This window comes from Haematomicrobium sanguinis DSM 21259, assembly GCF_000688395.1.
In the GTDB taxonomy this organism is placed as follows: Bacteria; Actinomycetota; Actinomycetes; order Actinomycetales; family Micrococcaceae; genus Haematomicrobium; species Haematomicrobium sanguinis.
Map to the genome: position 1 here is coordinate 21822 of NZ_JIAG01000011.1, position 18377 is coordinate 40198.

14 protein-coding genes are annotated in these 18377 nt (G+C 56.5%); 2 read left to right on the plus strand and 12 right to left on the minus strand.

Annotation, left to right across the window (positions count from 1 at the left end; all coding sequences use genetic code 11):
* Nucleotides 1-3 precede the first annotated feature (3 nt).
* Genes rsmD through O148_RS0110435 form a run of 3 tightly spaced genes read right to left on the minus strand, consistent with a single transcriptional unit; the run spans nt 4 to nt 3721 of the window.
* A complete protein-coding gene (rsmD, locus tag O148_RS0110425; protein ID WP_026530856.1) occupies nt 4-570 on the minus strand; it encodes a 16S rRNA (guanine(966)-N(2))-methyltransferase RsmD in 567 nt (188 codons plus the stop codon).
* On the minus strand, nt 570-2786 hold the full coding sequence (locus O148_RS0110430) for an ATP-dependent DNA helicase RecG (RefSeq protein ID WP_035745832.1): 2217 nt from the start codon (nt 2784-2786) through the stop codon (nt 570-572). The genes rsmD and O148_RS0110430 overlap by 1 nt, the downstream gene beginning before the upstream one ends.
* Nucleotides 2783-3721 carry a DAK2 domain-containing protein gene (locus tag O148_RS0110435; protein ID WP_026530858.1) on the minus strand — a complete coding sequence of 313 codons (939 nt, stop codon included), beginning with the start codon at nt 3719-3721 and terminating at the stop codon, nt 2783-2785. The genes O148_RS0110430 and O148_RS0110435 overlap by 4 nt, the downstream gene beginning before the upstream one ends.
* A 305-nt stretch (nt 3722-4026) precedes the next feature.
* Here O148_RS0110435 and wecB point away from each other — a divergent pair, with 305 nt between their 5' ends.
* Both wecB and O148_RS0110445 read left to right on the plus strand, forming a co-directional pair.
* Nucleotides 4027-5178 (plus strand): non-hydrolyzing UDP-N-acetylglucosamine 2-epimerase, encoded by a 1152-nt coding sequence (gene wecB, locus O148_RS0110440; protein WP_026530859.1) that lies wholly within the window; start codon nt 4027-4029, stop codon nt 5176-5178.
* Nucleotides 5178-6647 (plus strand): hypothetical protein, encoded by a 1470-nt coding sequence (locus tag O148_RS0110445; RefSeq protein WP_157374615.1) that lies wholly within the window; start codon nt 5178-5180, stop codon nt 6645-6647. Before wecB ends, O148_RS0110445 begins: the two co-directional genes overlap by 1 nt.
* A 4-nt stretch (nt 6648-6651) precedes the next feature.
* Here the strand turns inward: O148_RS0110445 and O148_RS0110450 are convergent, their stop codons facing one another.
* The 9 genes from O148_RS0110450 to O148_RS16140 are packed head-to-tail and all read right to left on the minus strand — an operon-like array spanning nt 6652 to nt 18301.
* Entirely contained in the window at nt 6652-7473 is an 822-nt protein-coding gene (locus tag O148_RS0110450) for a hypothetical protein (RefSeq protein ID WP_026530861.1), read from the minus strand.
* Nucleotides 7473-10163 (minus strand): glycosyltransferase family 2 protein, encoded by a 2691-nt coding sequence (locus O148_RS0110455; RefSeq protein WP_026530862.1) that lies wholly within the window; start codon nt 10161-10163, stop codon nt 7473-7475. The genes O148_RS0110450 and O148_RS0110455 overlap by 1 nt, the downstream gene beginning before the upstream one ends.
* Nucleotides 10163-10423, minus strand: a complete 261-nt coding sequence (locus tag O148_RS0110460; protein ID WP_026530863.1) for a hypothetical protein — start codon at nt 10421-10423, stop codon at nt 10163-10165. Before O148_RS0110460 ends, O148_RS0110455 begins: the two co-directional genes overlap by 1 nt.
* Nucleotides 10416-11690, minus strand: coding sequence for a UDP-N-acetyl-D-mannosamine dehydrogenase (wecC, locus tag O148_RS0110465; RefSeq protein WP_026530864.1), 1275 nt, complete (start codon nt 11688-11690; stop codon nt 10416-10418). Before wecC ends, O148_RS0110460 begins: the two co-directional genes overlap by 8 nt.
* Nucleotides 11691-11698: 8 nt before the next feature.
* Nucleotides 11699-13660 carry a glycosyltransferase family protein gene (locus O148_RS0110470; RefSeq protein ID WP_035745837.1) on the minus strand — a complete coding sequence of 654 codons (1962 nt, stop codon included), beginning with the start codon at nt 13658-13660 and terminating at the stop codon, nt 11699-11701.
* A 2-nt stretch (nt 13661-13662) separates the two neighbouring features.
* Nucleotides 13663-14550, minus strand: a complete 888-nt coding sequence (locus tag O148_RS0110475) for an ABC transporter ATP-binding protein (RefSeq protein WP_051620103.1) — start codon at nt 14548-14550, stop codon at nt 13663-13665.
* On the minus strand, nt 14528-15424 hold the full coding sequence (locus O148_RS0110480; protein ID WP_075204346.1) for an ABC transporter permease: 897 nt from the start codon (nt 15422-15424) through the stop codon (nt 14528-14530). Before O148_RS0110480 ends, O148_RS0110475 begins: the two co-directional genes overlap by 23 nt.
* Nucleotides 15411-17141: a glycosyltransferase family 4 protein gene (locus O148_RS16135; protein WP_157374616.1), complete on the minus strand. Its 1731-nt coding sequence runs from the start codon at nt 17139-17141 to the stop codon at nt 15411-15413. Before O148_RS16135 ends, O148_RS0110480 begins: the two co-directional genes overlap by 14 nt.
* A complete protein-coding gene (locus tag O148_RS16140; protein WP_169737530.1) occupies nt 17138-18301 on the minus strand; it encodes a glycosyltransferase family 4 protein in 1164 nt (387 codons plus the stop codon). The genes O148_RS16135 and O148_RS16140 overlap by 4 nt, the downstream gene beginning before the upstream one ends.
* Between the last annotated feature and the right edge of the window lie 76 nt (nt 18302-18377).

Below are 18377 nucleotides of genomic sequence, written 5' to 3' on the forward strand. Positions count from 1 at the left end.
GCTCTAGGGGGTGGGGTCGAGGAAGTAGAGAGTGGTTTCGCCGTACTTCTTGGTGGCGAACAGGTCCAGAGACTCAGGTACGCTCGGCGCCTCCGTCCGGCTGGATCGCTCCAGGACAACAACGGCTCCCTCAACGAGCGAGGGTGCAAGCAATTCCAGGATCTCGGTGATCTCGCTATTGGGCATTGGATACGGCGGATCCAAAAACACCACGTCCCACGTGGCAGGCTCCGGGCGCGCGAGAAAGCTCTTCGCCGCCGACCGCGTCACGCTCAACCCGGCACTGGACGAGAGCGCCTTGGCGACAAGTTGCACGTTTTGCTTCAGGACCTCGAACGCTTTGTGCGCCTGGTCTACCAGGTCAACGCGCGCGGCACCGCGACTGGCCGCCTCCAGTCCTAACGAACCTGTCCCCGCAAAGAGGTCCAAAACGCGTGAGCCCGCAATCACGTCATACGCTTCGAGCCGGGAAAACAGGGCTTCCTTGACCCGGTCGGTGGTGGGGCGAGTGTTCTCCCCGGGGACGGAGCGCAGCGACAGTCCGCCCGCTGCGCCGGCAATAATACGCACTAAGACCTCCCCAAAAACGCGCGCTCGTCCTCATCGAGGTCCTCCTCGACGGCCTGCGCCAATTGCGGGTGCAGAGCTAGGGACGGATCGGCGTGCACAATCTCATAGGCGTCGGTGCGCGCCAGCTGAATGATGCGCGAGTCCTTGACCGTGAGCACGTTCAGCGCCGACCGCCGTCCCGATTGGGCGGCCCCCAAAATGTTTCCCTCATTGCGCATCGACAGGTCCTCCTCGGCCAACTCGAAACCGTCCGCGTTATTTGCGGCGATGGCAAGACGACGGAAGCCGGGGTCATCTGAGCGCAATGGGCTGATCAAAATGCAGGTACTCGCGGCATCCCCGCGCCCAATCCGCCCCCGCAATTGATGAAGCTGCGCGAGCCCGAAACGATCCGCATCCAGAACCACCATGAGGGTCGCATTTGGTACGTCGACGCCGACTTCGATCACCGTGGTCGATACCAGCATGTCGATCTCGCCCGCGGCAAACGCGGCCATCGTCGCCGACTTCTCTTCCGCGCTCATCCGCCCGTGGAGCATCTCGATCCTGACGCCCTTCAGGTTGGGTAGAGCCCGCAATCGCTCCACGACGCTCAGCACACCCAGCATGTCCCGCGTCTGATCTACCGGGGCATCCTCCCCCAACGAGCCGTCCTCGGTGGCGGGTTCCTCATCCACCGGGTGCGCCGCATCGCCAATCTTGGGGCACACCACAAACACCTGGTGACCCTTCGATACCTCTTCTCGCGCGAGCTCCCAGGTCCGTCGAATCCACCCCGGGTGTTCGGGCTCGGAAATCGCGTAGGTGGTGATCGGACGCCGTCCGCGCGGCAACTCCCGCAGCGCCGAAGTATCGAGGTCGCCAAAGACGGTCATCGCCACGGTACGCGGAATGGGCGTCGCCGTCATCACCAGCATGTGCGGTACCGACTCTGACTTGTCCCGCAACCGGTCCCGTTGCTCCACGCCAAAGCGGTGTTGCTCATCCACAATGACCAAACCCAGATCAAAGAAGCTCACATTGTCAGAGAGCAACGCGTGGGTTCCCACCACTATCCCCGCTTCCCCCGAGGCGATATCCAGCAACGCCTGCCGCTTTTCTGGGATGCTCATGGACCCGGTCAGTAGCGTCACCTTTGTCGCATGTTCTGGCGCGCCGAGTTGCCCGGCTGTCGCCAACGGGCCCAAGAGCCGACGCAAACTTTCGGCATGTTGCATTGCCAATACCTCGGTCGGCGCGAGCAACACCGCTTGTGCCCCGTTGTCGACAACCTGCAGCATCGCGAGCAGCGCCACCACGGTCTTCCCGGACCCCACCTCGCCCTGCAAGAGCCGGTTCATCGGCTGGTGGGAGTCCAGTTCCCCGGAGATCTTTTCCAAGACGTCGATCTGCCCCGCGGTCAGGGTAAACGGCAGTCGGTCAATGAACGCGGAAAAGAGACCGTCGGACTTCATCCCGCGCGCCACGGCGTGCGCCCGGGTGCGGTGCATATAGCGGATGGCCAGCGCGGTTTGTAGGACGAGCGCTTCCTCAAACTTGAACCGCCACTGCGCCTCCTCTATTTGATCCGTAGTGCGCGGATCGTGAATGAAGTGATATGCCTGGTCGATCGGCAGCATGGAGTGGCGCGCCTCCAGTTCCGGCGGGATCACCGTGCGCAGATGTTTGAGCGGTACCTTCTCCAGCAATTCGCGAATTGCCAATTCGATCTCGTGGCTCGTGAGCTTTCCGGACGCCCGGTACACCGGGATGAGACTGGTCCCCTCCTGAATATCGTCCAGAACCCGGTAGTACGGGCCGGTCAACGTTTTTTCATCCCGATACTCGGTGACCTTCCCGGAGAACAGCACATCATCGCCAACGTGCAGTTCCTTTGTCACGGTCCAGCCGTTAAAGAAACTCATCCACAAGTGCTCTCCGGTGCCATCGCCCACGCGGACCTCGGCGAGTAGCCCCTTGCGGGTCTTCATTTTCCGCGAGGTCACCTCCTCGACGCGGGCAATGATCGTCACCTCGGCGCCGGGCCGCAACTGCGCAATCGGCGTGAGCTCCCCCGCCCGCAGGTACGCGCGCGGAAAATAGTTCAGCAGCTCCCCAACGGAGGAAAATCCCAAGTACTTTTTGATCCGGTTGGCCTTCTTGGTGCCCAGAATGTCGGCGAGGGCAATCGCGTTGGAGGCATCGCCGTCGTACTTCTCTACCGCGCTGGCACTCACGGCGCGCCGTGCTCCTGAAGGTGGCCCAGGGCGGTGATGGATACGTTGGCGGGTGCGCCCGCAGCGTTGATGTGCGTGAGCGCGGTGTCCGCGTCCGGCACGTGGACATGGACGCGCCAGCGGTAGCCGCCCTCGATTTCGGTGACCGCGCTCATGATGACCGATTCGCCGATCTCGTCCAGTTTCGCGCGTAGGATCGCGGCGGCGAGCGAGTCGAGGTTGATAGTGCACATCACTTCGAAGCCGTCGGAGCCGGGCATGTCCTCGTGTAAATGCGGGGCGCCGATGTCATAGCCGTGGAGCCCGTCGAGGAGTTCTTCGTCCAGTTCCTCACCAAGCGACGCGGCGCGCAGGGCGTCAAGAATGAGCAGGAAACCGACTCCCCCGGCGTCCACAACCTTCGCCTGGGCGAGCGCGCCGAGCTGATTTTCGGTGTTCTTCACCGCCTCGAGCGCGGCGTCGATCATGGAGCGGAGCGTGACCGAGAGCGCATGGTTGCTCTCGTCGCCGTTTTGCGCGATGTCGGCGGTGCGAGCGCCCTCGGTCGCGGCCTCGAGAACCGAAAGCATGGTGCCGGGAACCGGGTCGGTGAGCGCGGACCAGGCGCGAAGTTGGGCGCGTTCCAGGGCGGCGGTGAGCAGCGGCGGGGACAGGCGGGTGGCGCCCTTGAGAACTTCGGCGAACGCGGAAAGGAAGACGGAAAAGAGGGTGCCGGAATTGCCCTTGGCCTGCTCCATCGCCTCGCGCCCGGCGGCGGTGAGCAACTCACCAATGTCCGTGGTCTCGGTGTTTTTGGCCACGTCCGAGGCGGCGCACACGGTCAGGTAAAGGTTAGTGCCGGTGTCGCCGTCCGCCACCGGGAAAATGTTGATCGCGTTCAGCCGGTCGCTGTGATTCCCCAGCGAAACCTCCGCCTTGACCAGCCATTTCCTGATGGCCGCGGCGTTGGCCGTGATCTTGGTGGACAAGGTGTTCCTCTTTGGGTTGGCACTTTTTGCTTAGGCTCGGTGAGCCGGTTGCCGCGGGGGGTGAAGCACGACGGCGAGTGGTCACCTCACGTGATTTCGGCAGTTTCGAGCCTACCGCATGCGGGTGACGGTGGCGCGGGTTATCCACAGGGGGTTGGCAAGCTTACGCGATTGTTGTATTTGGCAATCAGGTTAGACTGTTAGTGCGTGAACCACCCCACAGTTTGACGCGTTTACTCATCATTCACTTTCACCGACGAAACTTTTGAGGCATGGAAACTAAAAAGAGCGTCATGCTCGTGTATGGGACACGTCCAGAGGCCATCAAGATGGCTCCGCTGGTCCACGAATTCCAGGGCGACGAGCGGTTTAACACCATTGTTGCCGTGACCGGTCAGCACCGCGAAATGCTGGATCAGGTCAACGATATTTTCGGTATTACTCCGGATTACGATCTCGATATTGCTTCCCCCGGGCAGGGTCTCAACGCGATTTTCGCGAAGACGCTGAACGGCTTGGAGGAATTGTTCGAGAAGGTTGACGTCGACGCCGTGGTGGTTCAAGGCGATACCACGACCTCGACCGCGGCCGCCGTCGCCGCGTTTAACCAGCAAAAACCGGTGATTCACGTCGAGGCCGGATTACGATCCGGTAACCTTTTTTCACCGTTTCCGGAAGAGGCGAATCGGAAAATCACTTCGCAGTTGGCCAGCTTGCATTTGGCCCCGACGACCACGAGCCGGGACAACTTGGTGCGTGAAGCTCTTCCCGCCGATGACATTGTGGTGACCGGCAACTCGGTGATTGACGCGCTCTTTGAAGTGGTGGACAAGAAAGTGCCGTTTGCCGATGAGCGGTTGACCGAGTTGGCCGCTTCCGGCCGGAAGGTGCTGTTGGTGACCACGCACCGCCGCGAAAATTTGGGCGATGCGATGATTGGTATCGGCAAGGCGATTGGCCGTCTGGCCGACGCGTACCCGGATATGACTGTGGTGGTTCCGATGCACAAGAACCCGAAGGTGCGTGCCGCGATCCAGCCCGGGTTTGAGGGGCGCTCCAATGTTCTGGACATTGAGCCACTGGATTACGGCGAGTTTGTGCACCTTCTGTCTTTGTCCCACATCGTGGTGACCGATTCCGGCGGGGTGCAGGAGGAAGCGCCGTCCTTGGGCAAGCCCGTGCTCGTGTTGCGTGAGAATACCGAGCGCCCGGAAGCCGTTGTTGCCGGCACCGTGAAGCTCATTGGCACCGATGAAGAACGCATCGTGTCCGAGGTGACGGAGTTGATGGAGAACCCGTCCTCATATGCTTCGCTTGCCAACGCCGTGAACCCCTACGGGGACGGCAAGGCATCCGAGCGGAGTGTGGCTGCCACTGCAAAATTGCTCGGTGTGGGTGAGCGTATCGAGGAGTTCTCACTCTAGTGCCCGATCTGGTATCCGCACTCTTAAAGAGGGCTGAACTCTCCGAAAAATCTCAAGGAGTTCTGCCTTTTCCACGATCGTATGCCGTGAGCATGTGGAACCTTCCTACCCTTCCCGACCCGCTAGAGAGTTATTGGGTTCGGGAAAAAATTGGACCGGGCGAAATCGCTCATGATCCAATCCTTGAGGTCTCAACGGCCAAAAAAGGCAATATGGGAGTGGCCGTAGTTGGCTTGGCATATGATCCGGAACTGCCGAACGACCAGCACCATCTCCTACCTGGACGGCTCTTGGATAGCTGGCGTAACTCTCGTCGGTGCCTGCTTGACCACGTAGAGCGACTCAATGGCCGATTCGTTGTCATCTACTGGGGTCCTTCTGGGTTCTTCATGCAGTCCGATGCGAGCTCGATGCGAGCGATTTTCTATCATGGCCTGCGAAATGTAGCAGCTGGAAGCGCGAATCTGCTTGCGGAACTGAACGGCGAAACGGAATCCACCGTTTACAGCGATCTCATTCGCACCCCGAGCAAGCTCAACACGTACCCCGGACGGCGCACGAATTGGGCCAATATTTTTCTGCTCAACTCAAACCTTGAACTGAACCTTCACGGTCGCGAGATACGAAGGGTCGGCCCAACGCCGATTCTGGAGTGGCTATCTGCTGAAGAGGCTGCACACTACGTCACTGCGGATGCGTCTAAGTTCATGGCGTATCTTTCGTATTTGCCCAACCCCGTCAACGCCTCGTTAACGGCCGGACTGGACACACGTCTTTCTCTGAGTCTGATGAAAGAACTGCGAGCAGAACCAGAGTTTTTCACCTACAAACTTACCTGGGCCGCAGCTAAGAAAATTGCCGATATGGACATCGATATTTCGGCAAAACTTGCTCAAAGATTCAGCCTTAAGCATCGATACGTCACGTTTGAAAGTACTCAAATATCTTCGACACTTCGGGAAATATTTGAGCGAAACAACCCACGTAGTCATGGCCAGTATCTTATTCCGCAATACGGAAATATGTTCAGTCCGGATTCAATCAATATCCGCTCGACCATCTTTGAGCTCGGACGCGCACGCCACGGTATTCAACCCGATATTTCCAACCCTGCTGAATGGATGACAAGAAAGATCGTCAACTCGGGTAAGCCTAACGGAAACATCATCGCAGATTTCAACGACTACATGCAGTCGTCTGACTATGCCCACATCCCGGACACATATTTGGCACAAGATATTTATTACTGGGAGATTACCGATTCATCTTGGATGCAACACATTATCGCAGAAAGCGACCATGTCTTCGACACGGCGGTTCTGATTAATAGTCGAAGAATCTTAAAAACGTTGCTCTCTGTTCCAGCGGAGGAGAGGCAAAGATCCATGACCTACATTAACATGTTGCAGCAAAACATGCCAGACCTACTTAAATTCCCCGTCAACGGCAAAATGCTAGTTGAGGAGTGAGCGCCTATTTTTCAAGTCGGGAAATTAGCTGATTAATTTCTTGAACCGTTCGCTCCTGAGAAAGCGGCGAATGGCCCGCGTCAGGGTCCCAGTAATAACTGACGTCAAGACTGTTCTCTCGCAGTTTGCCTAGAGAACCTTGAAGTCCACCCAAAAGGTGCGCAAGGTCAGTCTCCATGTCGTTCTTACTCGCAGCATTGACGAGGTATCGAATGTTGGGTATATAACCAATTTCCAGATACAAATTTGGCACTGAAGCCCGCGTGGGGTACCTTTCGAGAACTTCCATTCCGGAAAGGCCATTGTAAGAATAGTCCAACACCCTTTTAACAGCGCCCGCAAAATTATAATCAAGCCAATTTGTTTGGGGGTTATTTACTAGCGCACTACTCTCCCGGTCCAACGCGGCAAGGACTAAACTTTGGAAGCCACCACCAGAACTGCCATAGTAGATTCGCTTGCGGGAGTCGGGAATCCCAATGGCGCGTGAAACGGCACTCACTGCGTCATAAACCTTGGGCAGAAAATAGCGTTCTGCTGTTCCCTGCCCCCATCCGAGATTGACTTTTGTTTCACGAGAAGTCGTGACATCGGAGAAGTACAGACAATGGGAGTCCACCAATGGCGACCAAGTGCTACGTTGAAATACTTCATGTGGATCTTTACCACTTCGAAAATCTATAGCACCATTAGCGAACACGGTTAGCGTATGCGCTCCCGCCTTTCTCTTAAGCAACAAGGGAACCGATTCGCCGTCTATGTCAACGTTGAATCTTTCAATCTCGTCATCGAAATCCAACGCTTCGATACTAAAAGCCTGCACCATTAGCTGGAAATGCTCTCTTTGCTGGCTTCATTGAGATCACCATATGCCGCTTCGAGTCGATCGATTTCGGCCGCCAACTTTGCATCTTGCCATTCGGTCTTCTCGTACATCGCCAAAATCTCCTTGATCACGCCGAACGCCTGAGCCTTCTCGTCTTCGGCCACTTTTGAGAACTTATCCAAGTACCAGACTTTCATGAAGGGCTCGAGCCTTTGAACATTGTAAACATCCAGGAGCCCTTCCGCTTTCAGCCAGGTCGAACGAGCAGCTTCGAGCGGTAGGTATTTTCGATAGAAGTTCACACCAATGGTGTTCACGGTTGAGTTTGCCACCGCGGCAAAGTACACGTGCACGGGTTTATCCCACAATGCGACTGTTTCTGAATAGTGCAGCATTTGCTGGAAAAAGTAGGTGTCCTGACCTACTGCTCCGACAGGTTGCTCAAGGCCGAGGGACTTCAACCATGCTGTGTTTGCGACGAGTGCTTGGATGCTCAACGCCGCAAACTTTGAGTTTGCGAGGGCATCACTAGGAACATTCCAAACGCCGCCCGCCCCGTCGACCCGTTCTAGCACCTTCTTTAGAACCGTGGTGTTGGGGACGACTCGCTCCTTAGAATCAATCATCAACATGTTCCCAATAGCGAAGTTTGTGCCTGTCGACTTCACGAGTTCCAACAGTTCGGCAAATGCGTCATTCATGGCTTCGTTGTCGGGATCCAGGTAGCCCACATAAGGCGCGGTTGCCATTTCGAGCCCCTGATTTCGTGGGCGCGAGGCACTCCCGGAGCCGCCCGTCGGATTCAAGTAGACACGAACGTTGCCGAACTTGGTATCGAGATCCTCAAGGATGCGAAGAGTTTCCTTGTCCGAGGACCCGTCGTCAACCAGAATGATTTCAATGCGGTCGAAGACCGAGGAACGCCTCAATGAGGCAAAGCACTTATGGAGAAGATGCTGCCCATTGTTGTAGACCGGCACGATGACCGAAAGCTCCGGGGCAACCTGAGCAGTTGATTCCGTGAGATTGATTGCGCCTTGGCGAGAAGCCTGACCCCTTTGGATAACGTAGGATCGCTTTTTGCCGTTCTCCGTCTTTCCAGGTTGCGGACCGATCCACCTCAGCGACGCACCCTCTTGCGGTGTCGACTCGGTGTAATTGTGCTCGACGTCATTGGACCACGGTCCGTCATAGTCGACCGGTGCCTGGATAGTATCGACGTCCACATACTTGAATGCGTTGACAGTGTCCTGAACAAAGTGCCTGCCGTAGTCGAGTTCGCTATTGAGTTCAAGTGATGCCATTGCTCCTTGCTTCTTTGCTTCAGCGAGGTTAGACACCACTATCATGCTCACGTCGGGGTCCTGAAGCACCTGGTTCTCCACAAAGAGTTGGCCCTGCTTTGCATTCTCACTAATCACCGCAACGTTTCGCTGTTGCGTCGACGGCGCTTTTCCAATTGCCGTCAAGATTGTGGCGATGCGGTCGTGATTGGTATTCGTGCTGTAGGCGTTGCGAATTCCTTGCATCTGAATGTCGAATAACTCTTGACTACTCAGAGCGTCGATCCAATCGCGCGCATCGAGTGAGGTAGTGGGGATATACACGTTGGGAAATTGGGAGTTCACCCCCACGTTATAACTGGAGATGATCGCCGAGCCCATGCCTTGGAGTTCGATGACACGATTGGCGAACATGCTTTCCGAATTGAATACCGAGTTCAGATTGATGTTGAGATCAACATGCTTCTGTAACCGCAACAACAGATCGTGATTGATGCTCTTGTTCATCGACGGGAACAAGTACTCCGGGAAAGCGTACTTCAACTTGCGTTCACCAGAGAACCTGTCCACAATCTCCAGATCACGCCGAGAATTCATGACACCGTCGAAGATCCGAAGTGCTTGCGTACGACGCGTGAGGTACTTGTGGTTGAACCAGCTCCCGGCAAAGAGGACCTCAGGGATTCTGTAGAGCCGCGATCCCACGGGATTGTGCTGGTCTGCAGACACGGAGAACTGTAAGACACCTATCGATTGTGCTTGTGGGCAATCGCGCTCGTAGGAAGGGACCTTTTCCACTGCCGAGGTAAAGATGTGGTCACTCGCCTGAGCGACGTGCAGATAGTCGTTGTAGTGAGGCGGGTCTTCCTTCGAATAGAAAACAACCTGCTTGTCGCGCGATCGAAAAGCCGGGATGACCTTATCTCGCAACAGCACCGAGTTGGCACTCTTGCTCGAGCCGACGAACTCCCACTCTCCGGCCATGCCCCGCCACACGGAAGTCACGAGGAGAAAATCACACGCATCGGCGGCCATGTCATAGTTCGACGGAGTGACTCGCACAAAGTTTCCGGCACTAGCAAGGCTGGCGTAGAGGAAATCATCCGCAATGATGCCAATGACAGCATCTGGCTTGGCGTTCCAGCGTTGCCCGTTTGAATTTGGAACTTCCTCAATCGCCGCCAGATGGCGATCAAGAAAAGTCCGCCCGTCGCTCAGCGCATCCAGCCGTCCAAAGTACTCGGACGAGCGGGTTGCCCGGACCACTCCCGGCCCGCCATTGCGCAATGCGTCGGCAAAATATGGCGAGTGAAAATACCGGTCTGCATCCATCGTCAAGAAGGATTCTGCCTCTAGCCCAAGGAGGCGACGCTTAATGGCGTCAGAAGTCATTTCGCCGTCAGCCATTACCCAACCTTCTTCCGATTTCCACGAACATCCCAAATCTTGCGTTGCAGACGGCCCAATTTTGAATTCTCCACCGCTTTGGCCCGTTTGGCTTCCGCTTCCGCCTTCTTGACCCTTGTCCGAAGTCCCTCAACTTCGCGTTGCAACTTCAATAGCTGTTTGAGCGCCCTGGACTCAGATTGCTTCGCTTTCTGCAGCTCATTGCTATACGTTGCGCCCATAAAAGCGGCATTGCTAATGATGAGGTCTTCCTCAGACATCGGAAGCACCCGACTTCATTGACTCACGCCATTGACCGCGAGTGTCGATGATGTCCTTGCCTGCAATCTCTTCGGGCGTGACGTTGGCAAAGGCATCGTGATCCACCAGGAGAACGACGAGGCTCGCTGCGCTCAGCGCATCCTCGAGTGAGCTGAGTTCAATGTTATCGATGCCCTCCAATTGACGCGGTAGCTCCTCGATGTGGGGTTCCACCACTTTGAGTTGTCCGTCAACAGTCTTAGAAAGGAGTTTGGTGATTTCAACGGCTGGCGACTCGCGCAAGTCATCAATATTTGCTTTGAAGGCCAGACCAAGCACGGCAACAGTAGGATTCGCGCCAGCTTTCGCGAGGTGTTCCTTGACCTTTTCGATGACCCAGTGTGGCTTAGAGTCGTTGCTTTCGCGAGCTTGCCGGATCAACTTAGAGCTGTCCGGTGCTGCCGAAACGATAAACCATGGATCAACAGCAATGCAGTGACCTCCCACTCCGGGACCAGGTTGGAGAATGTTGACTCGAGGGTGGTGGTTTGCCAATTCGATGAGCTCCCACACGTCAATGCCAAGCTTGTCCGAGATAACAGAAAGTTCATTCGCGAAGGCGATGTTGACATCGCGATAAGAGTTTTCCACCAACTTCGCCATTTCCGCCGTCGTCGCGTCGGTAAGGAGAATCTCGCCCTGACAAAAGGCACGGTAGAGGTCGCGCGCCATTTCCGCGGCTTTTGGTGTGATACCGCCGACGATGCGGTCATTTGTGACTAGTTCAATCATGACTCGACCGGGGAGCACGCGTTCTGGGCAATGCGCCACGAAGATGCTGGACTCATCATCCTGGTCCAGATTGAGGTCGGGACGCTTCGACAGGATGCGGTCGGCAAGGTGTTGCGTTGCCCCTGGAGGGGAAGTCGACTCCAGGATGATGAGTTCGCCCCCGCTGAGCTGAGGGGCAATTCCGTCTGCAGCCGCATCAATGTAGGAGAGGTCTGCTGATTTGTCATCCTTGAATGGAGTTGGGACTGCCACGATGTACGCGTCTGCTTTTGGGGTTTCCTTCGAGGCCGAAAGCCTGCCTTGATTGACCGCACCAGACACGTGCACCGCGAGATCGGGTTCAACGAAGGGAACTTCGCCACGATTGACCGCATCGACGGTGCGATCGGTCACGTCTACGCCCAAGACGTTGAGTCCGTTTGTCGCAAGAATTGCCGCTGTAGGCAGACCGATGTAACCCAATCCGACTACTGCCACGTTTTCGATAGTTTTCATTGTTTCCCCTAGAGAGTGATGTTGTTGTAGTAGTTGCCGAGTAATACTTCTGAAGCTTGAGGGACTAGTCCCGCATCATTGGTGCGCCAAGTGTGGCCGTGGCGGTTACGTAACTGAGTGTAGTTGTAGCGGTCACTGGAATAGATCCTGCCGCCATCGGTACGGACGCGTTTCAACAGGTCGCTGTCTTCTCCGCGTCCCAACTGACCGAACTTGTATTCGCGGAAAAGGTCGGCACTGCCGGTGAGCGTTGGCCCCATTACCATGTTGGCGAACTTATGCTCGCTGTGCCCAAGCCGCAAGATGGTGATGTCCCGGTGTGAAAGATACATGTAGTGCGCCAATTTTCCGACGATGCTAGCCCCGGAAAAGTCGTACGCAAATAACAGGTCTGAGAGATAGTGGGCACCGTACATGTCATCATCATCCATCTTGGTGATCATGTCGCCCTCGGCCATATCGATACCGTGATTGAGCACCTCCCCGAGCGAAAGGGAGGAATCAACCATCTCCACTCGCACGTTCTTCAAGTCCAGCCGCGATTTCAGATCTGCAAGCTGACCGGGGTCAACTTCAAAGCCGTGGGTCAGGAGAATAAGCTCCTTTTCTTCGACTATTTGCCGGCCGTATGAACCCAAGGCATGTTCAATCTGATCGGGACGAATGGTGGGCAACACGACCGAAATGCTGTGTTCGCCAAATTTTTTGGATGTATCGTGTGGAATACCTACCGCGCCCAGAATCGTGTCAACTCTATGAGAATAGGTGTGATGCTTCCATATCTCGCGCTGGGCAAGGTGGTTCTTGCTTTGGGTGAGGACAGTGTCGGCGAGCCCAAGACCAATGGCTTCCATAGCGGTAAACCGATCCCATGGTTGCTGAATCTGATCTTCTGGGAAATAGGTGCGAATCGACTCCGATTTTGCGCTGACGACCGTAGATCCCGAAGCCACTGCCTCAAACACCCGCCGCGAACACATTGTCGTGGACTCGGGGGCGCTATTCACATTGAGCATGACTTTGTAAGCCTTGTATGCGCTCAGCATCTCCGGGTAGGTCAGTTCTCCAACCACATTTCCTTGGTACTTTTCCGGAAATTGGTGGTTCTTGCTTGCGCCTTGATGTCTCGCAAAAATTTCCAGCCCCGGCTGGCGCTCCTTGACGATGCCCTCGGCCCCATTGAGCAATAGCTCTAGTTGTTGCTTCCGTTTCGGGTACTTGTGGTCGAAGTACATGCCTGCAAACGCGACATCACGCTCGTGGAAGCCGACCGGCCGAATAGGGTTGTGGAGTACTGGCTGCGCGGCAAACGAAAGCACTCCGACGCGGTCATGCCCCAAATCTTGTCGATAGTTATCGACGCGGCCGGCGTCGCTGGTGAACACGTAATCAAAAATACGCGCCGTCTCAACAAAATCTTGGTAATGGGGAGGGTCTTCCTTGTTCCAAAAGACGGTCGGGATCCCCTGTTGTTTGACGTAGGAGATCATTGATTTTATCTCGGCGGAAGGGGCGTTCTTCCCGGTAAGTTGGTGGCTCCAGGCACCGTCATTACCTGCCCATGCAGATTCCACAAAGACAAGGTCAATTTTGTCCCAGTCCACCTCGGTCAGCCAATTATTCGGACGAACCGCGATCTGGTTCCACTCGAACTTCAGCGCCAACTCGGTAAATGGATCTGCAATCACCGCTACGGTGAGATCCGGGTAGCGAGGAGTGACCTCCGGGATCTCGGCGGGAAGGAAATTGAGCTGGCGATTTGCGTGCGAACCCGAACGTGACCAATAACCTTGCACGCCGTCAGCATCTCCGGCGGACAGCTTGCGCCATGAAGCTTTCCGTCCCGCAATTGCCTGGGATCGGTGCCGAATGAGCTGCCGGATGCCTCCCTGGCGCAAGTGCCACAACTGCTTTCTCAGCGGTGCGACCTGCTTTTTTGCATACCCCACAATGCTGCGTAATGACGTCATGACTACTTACCTGTTCTCCTGCGACCGCTTTCGCGGGGTTGAATCTTGGTGGCGGTTTGTTCGAGAGTTATGCGGTCCAGCACTTTCTGTGCTTTATACGCTGTTCCTTCTGAAAGGTAACGAGTGAAATGCGAGTATGCTCGCGTAACTTTCCAAGGAGACCCGTCCATGACCAATCGGCCGTAATCTACCCACAGCACGCGGGAGCACACTTGGTTGATCGTGCCCATGCTGTGGCTAACCAGGAATACTGTTCCAGCCTCTTCGCGCATTTGCTTCATGCGCCGGGTGCTGCGTTCCTTGAACTGCGCATCACCGGTATTCAGAGCCTCGTCAATGATGAGAATCTCCGGTTTCACGCTTGTGGCGATGGCAAAACGCAAACGTGAGGACATACCGGAAGAGTAGGTCGACATGGGATAGTTGACGGCGTCGCCCAGCCCAGACACTTCAAGAATCTCGTCATAGCGCTCTTCGATCTGGGCGGGAGTCAAACCCATTGCCAAGCAACCCAGGGTGATGTTTTGGTTTCCAGAAAGTGCCGGCACCAGCGCCGAGTTCACTCCAAGTTTGATGGGAGTGCTCGATGCGTACACGGAACCTTGGGTGGGCGAGAGGCTTCCTGAGATCAGGTGCGCAAGTGTCGATTTCCCTGACCCGTTTCGCCCGATAATACCGATGGATTCACCGTGGCGGGCAATGAAACTGATGCCGCGGAGCGCCTCGATCCGTACCCGTTTCGACTTCATCAATTTTGCCGAAAGCCTGCGTGTTTTCGATGCCTTGGCGCGGTCCGGGGTCGCCCAAAAGTCCATGTGCACGTCGTCGACAACAACGGTGGGGTCGAGAGCCGGTAATGCAATGCTGTCAGCCCTTATTGGGTCGGCCATAGGTCTCCTCCCCTCTCCAGAAGAACCACACTCCAAAGACAAGCGACCCGGCCGCCCATCCAAGAACAATCACCCAGGACTGCCAACCGGGCCACGTCTCGTAGAGGATAAAGTCCCTGGCAATGTCGAGGAAGTTAAAGAGGGGATTCATGTACATGATCTCCTGCATGACAGGGAACTTGGCATAGCGGTCTATCGAGAAGAACACGGCGGAGGCATACATGAGTACACGCATACCAAAATTGAGCAGGTGCGCGATGTCCGGAACGATCGATACCAACCGCGCGAAGATGAGCCCGATGCCGAGATTGAACACCGTTTGAATCACGATCAGTGGTGCCAGCAGTAACCAAAGCGGAGTGATAGTTTCCACGGGAGGCAGCGCGATGATCAGCACCAGCATCGTCAAGAACGCAGGCACAGAAGCAAACAACTCGCGCAAACAGGCCGCAATCGGGAGCGCGATCCGTGGGAAGGAAAAGGAGTGGACTACCGCCGAATTTCCCTGAAGCGTCTTAGCAATGGTTGTGATTGATTTTGTACTGTACTGAAAAAGGAATATGCCCAAGATGAGGTACCCCACGAAATTGGGAATACCGCCCTGAGTGTTCATGACAAGCCCGAAGACAAAGTAGAACGCGATACCCATCAAGATGGGATTCAGGATTAGCCATAGCGCGCCAAGCCGATCCCCGGTGGTCTTGTCTTGGACTCGGGCGCTGGCGTCATATGCGATGAAGTGCCGGTATTGCCACAATTGGGCAATGTAGTTTTTGAACGGTGGACGTCCACCAACCTTGACAAGAGAACGAAAATCCACGGAATACCGTTGTCTCTGATCCGGCTCTCTCACGATGAGCTCATTTGCTGGCATGAGCAGTCAGCCTTCCGTAGGTTTCCGAAATGGTTGCGACCTTGTGATTCCAATCAAGCCGATCTCTGTCTGGTGGAATCGTCCTCCCCTTTTCTCTTGCCCGCGCTACTGCCGAGCGCAACCCATCAAGCAGCGACTGTACTCCGTCCCCCACCAGCAGCGTCTGGTCTTCAAACCCCGCTCGCAACTCCCGGAGCGCAGGGAGGTCCCGGAGTACCGTAACACTGCCTGCGGCGATTGCCTCCACTGCTTTGAGCGGTGTTACCAGCTCAGTGACCTCTGATCGAATGCGCGGAACGGCGAAGACATCCAGCTTCCAATGTGCCGCTAACGCTTCGGATCGCGATACACGCCCCGGCATGTCAATTGCCGCACCGAGCCCATGCGTGGCGACTCTCTCGGCCAGAGCCTGGAACTCGCTGCCGTCTCCGAAAAGTTTCAGTCGAACGGCGGGGTCCTCTTGGTGCATAGCCGCAAACGCATCGATGAGTTCGGTGAGACCCTCATACGGAACAAAGCTGGAAACCGTGCCAATGGTCACTGTCGAGTCCGGGGAGCCAGCATCGATCCGGTGAGTTCCTCGTGCCGCATCGAGTTCGCGCAGGCTCACACCATTTGAGACCACCGTGACTTCTCGGGAGTCACTTGGAGCGCCGGTTAGCCGTTCTCTCATGGCAACACCGAGCGTCAACACCGCATCCGCCGAACGGGTAGCCTCCCGCTCTCGCTCCGAGAACAAGCGGTAGCGTTCCGAGTCTCTTGCTTGCGCTCCGCGGCTGGATGCCCACGTGTCTGCTAGGAAGCCGCGCACCTCATAAACCCAGGGAATCCCGAGCGCCTGTGCTACGGCCCTGGTGACAAGAGCGTTGGTGTAGTCCGTCGTCGTGTGCAGAACGGACGGCTTGACGGTGACTGCAATTTTAAGGAGTTCTTCTGCCTGGCGCTGGATGCGTTCGGTTGCGAGTCGAGGCAAGCGCCATGGCAGTAGCCGGTGGTAATGCACGCCATCGATTATTGACACGTCTTCGCGCGCCAGCTTCCCGACAACAGCCGGATAGCCGATACGGGTCACCGCATGAACCCGGAGGCCGCGACCGGCTTGTCGCGAAAGTAAGGAATGAGTTCGCGAGGTGTAACCGCTTGCGGTAAATGGTACGGAATTCGTCAGCACGTGCAGGACAACGTTTTCGTTGCCCTCATACGCTGGGACTGGCTTGAGCTGTGGCACAAAGTCCGTCAGAACTTCCCGTTCCGCAAGAATTTTTTCCTGCAACCGCCTTGACGCCGCATCAGTGCGGCCGTCCAGTGCTGCGATCGCGTCGCTCGGCCGGCCGTTGTAGAGATAAAGTCGTGCCCGTGTCTGAGCTGTCTTGCCGTCCTGGTCGCCCTGAAGAAGGGATTCGGCCATGGCCGGTTTAGCTGCAACAATGGCAACTTCCGCGAGCCGTCGACGTTGGGCAGAGGATCCGGCACCGACACGAGCCTCGAGATGGGTACCGAGGTCGGTCTTGCTACCTGCCAGCAGGAGTAACGCCGCCTTGGATGTGGGAAGCCGGGATCCATTTAGCCTCGCAGCAATTGATCCCAACCCGGATCGAATGCCATGGGGTAAAAGTACGGTTGCGGCCTGCAGTCCTGTCCGAAAGAAGTCCCCTCGTGCGGCACTGACCCCGTTGATCAGCAGTGTCGCTGTGGAACGTAGAAGTGCAGTGTTCACGCCACCAACCCGCTTTCGGGCTCGGTGGAGGCCGGGACATCTTGTGTCACGCGCTTCGTCACTCGGGATACTTCCCGGACCATGTTCTCGGCAAGCACGCGATTATCGGCAAACTGTTCTACCCAGCGCCGTCCTCTGTCAGACACGCGCAGCCGATCGCGGTTCGCGGCCAAATCACACCAATAATGCGCAAGAGCACTCGGTGACGAATTTACAACGTCGCCCACCGCCGCTTTCCGCAGGATTTCGGCAGCTTCTCCCCGCACAATCCCGGTCACGTGACGGCCGGTGGCCAGTAATTCGTAGGTCTTTGACGGGATCGTGGTTTCAAAGCTCTTCCAGTCGTCCCGCAACGAAATGACACAAGTATCCGCGTCCTCGTAGGCGGCGAGGACTGCATCGCGCCCATGAGCGGCGGGTAGAAATTCCACGTCGACCCGGAGTTGGTGTGCCAAACGTTGCAATTGCGGCTTTCGGACGCCGTCGCCAACCAGCCGAAGGCTCACCGCGGGCCCAGCGAGCGCGGCCGCGCGAATCAACACGTCGAGACGTTGGCTCTCGCCATGATTTCCCAAGTAGAGAACACTCAGCGGACCCGAATCGGCGGTAGGCGGCGGCAGTTGACGCACGCTTCGGAAGTTCACGCCATTGGAAATGGTCGCGACGTTTTTTAAGCCGCGCGCACGCAGAGTCCTGGCGAACCCTTCGGTCACGGTCACCACCAACGCCGCGCGTTGTTGTACATAGGTGAGCGCGGACTCCACGAAGCTGCGAATACCGCTATTTCGCGAGCTAGATTCATTCACTAAATCGGGCCAAGCGTCTCGCATATCGAGAATGAGCGGGACCCTGCGTACGCGGGAAAGCAGGAAACCTACAAACGCGATCGGCAAGCTTGGCACGGTTGCCACGATGGCATCTGGCCTTGGCCCTTTGAGGCCGGCGGGTACAGACATGAGCGCGGAAAAGCTATGGGCAATAAGCTTCCCCCAGCGGGTGTGCGGAGTTCTTACCGTGCGGACCCGGCGCACGGTCTCGCCATAGGGACCTTGGACTTCTTCGACACCAGTTTCGGAGGCGCCCGGAGGGTCATTCTCCAGGCGAGGGGTGATGACGTCGACGTCCCAGCCAACGTCGCGGAACTCACGGATAAAGTTCATCCAGCGACGTTGCGGTGGCGAGTGTTCGGGCCAGTAAGAGTGGGAAAGCACCACAAGCTTCAACGCGACCATCCCC

Bases quoted from the DNA above. Each gene is read 5' to 3' on its own strand.
- wecB (WP_026530859.1), top strand. From the start codon at position 4,027: ATGGAAACTAAAAAGAGCGTCATGCTCGTGTATGGGACACGTCCAGAG.
- O148_RS0110450 (WP_026530861.1), bottom strand. From the start codon at position 7,473: ATGGTGCAGGCTTTTAGTATCGAAGCGTTGGATTTCGATGACGAGATT.
- O148_RS0110455 (WP_026530862.1), bottom strand. From the start codon at position 10,163: ATGGCTGACGGCGAAATGACTTCTGACGCCATTAAGCGTCGCCTCCTT.
- O148_RS0110460 (WP_026530863.1), bottom strand. From the start codon at position 10,423: ATGTCTGAGGAAGACCTCATCATTAGCAATGCCGCTTTTATGGGCGCA.
- wecC (WP_026530864.1), bottom strand. From the start codon at position 11,690: ATGAAAACTATCGAAAACGTGGCAGTAGTCGGATTGGGTTACATCGGT.
- O148_RS0110470 (WP_035745837.1), bottom strand. From the start codon at position 13,660: ATGACGTCATTACGCAGCATTGTGGGGTATGCAAAAAAGCAGGTCGCA.
- O148_RS0110475 (WP_051620103.1), bottom strand. From the start codon at position 14,550: ATGGCCGACCCAATAAGGGCTGACAGCATTGCATTACCGGCTCTCGAC.
- O148_RS0110480 (WP_075204346.1), bottom strand. From the start codon at position 15,424: ATGCCAGCAAATGAGCTCATCGTGAGAGAGCCGGATCAGAGACAACGG.
- O148_RS16140 (WP_169737530.1), bottom strand. From the start codon at position 18,301: ATGAACTTTATCCGTGAGTTCCGCGACGTTGGCTGGGACGTCGACGTC.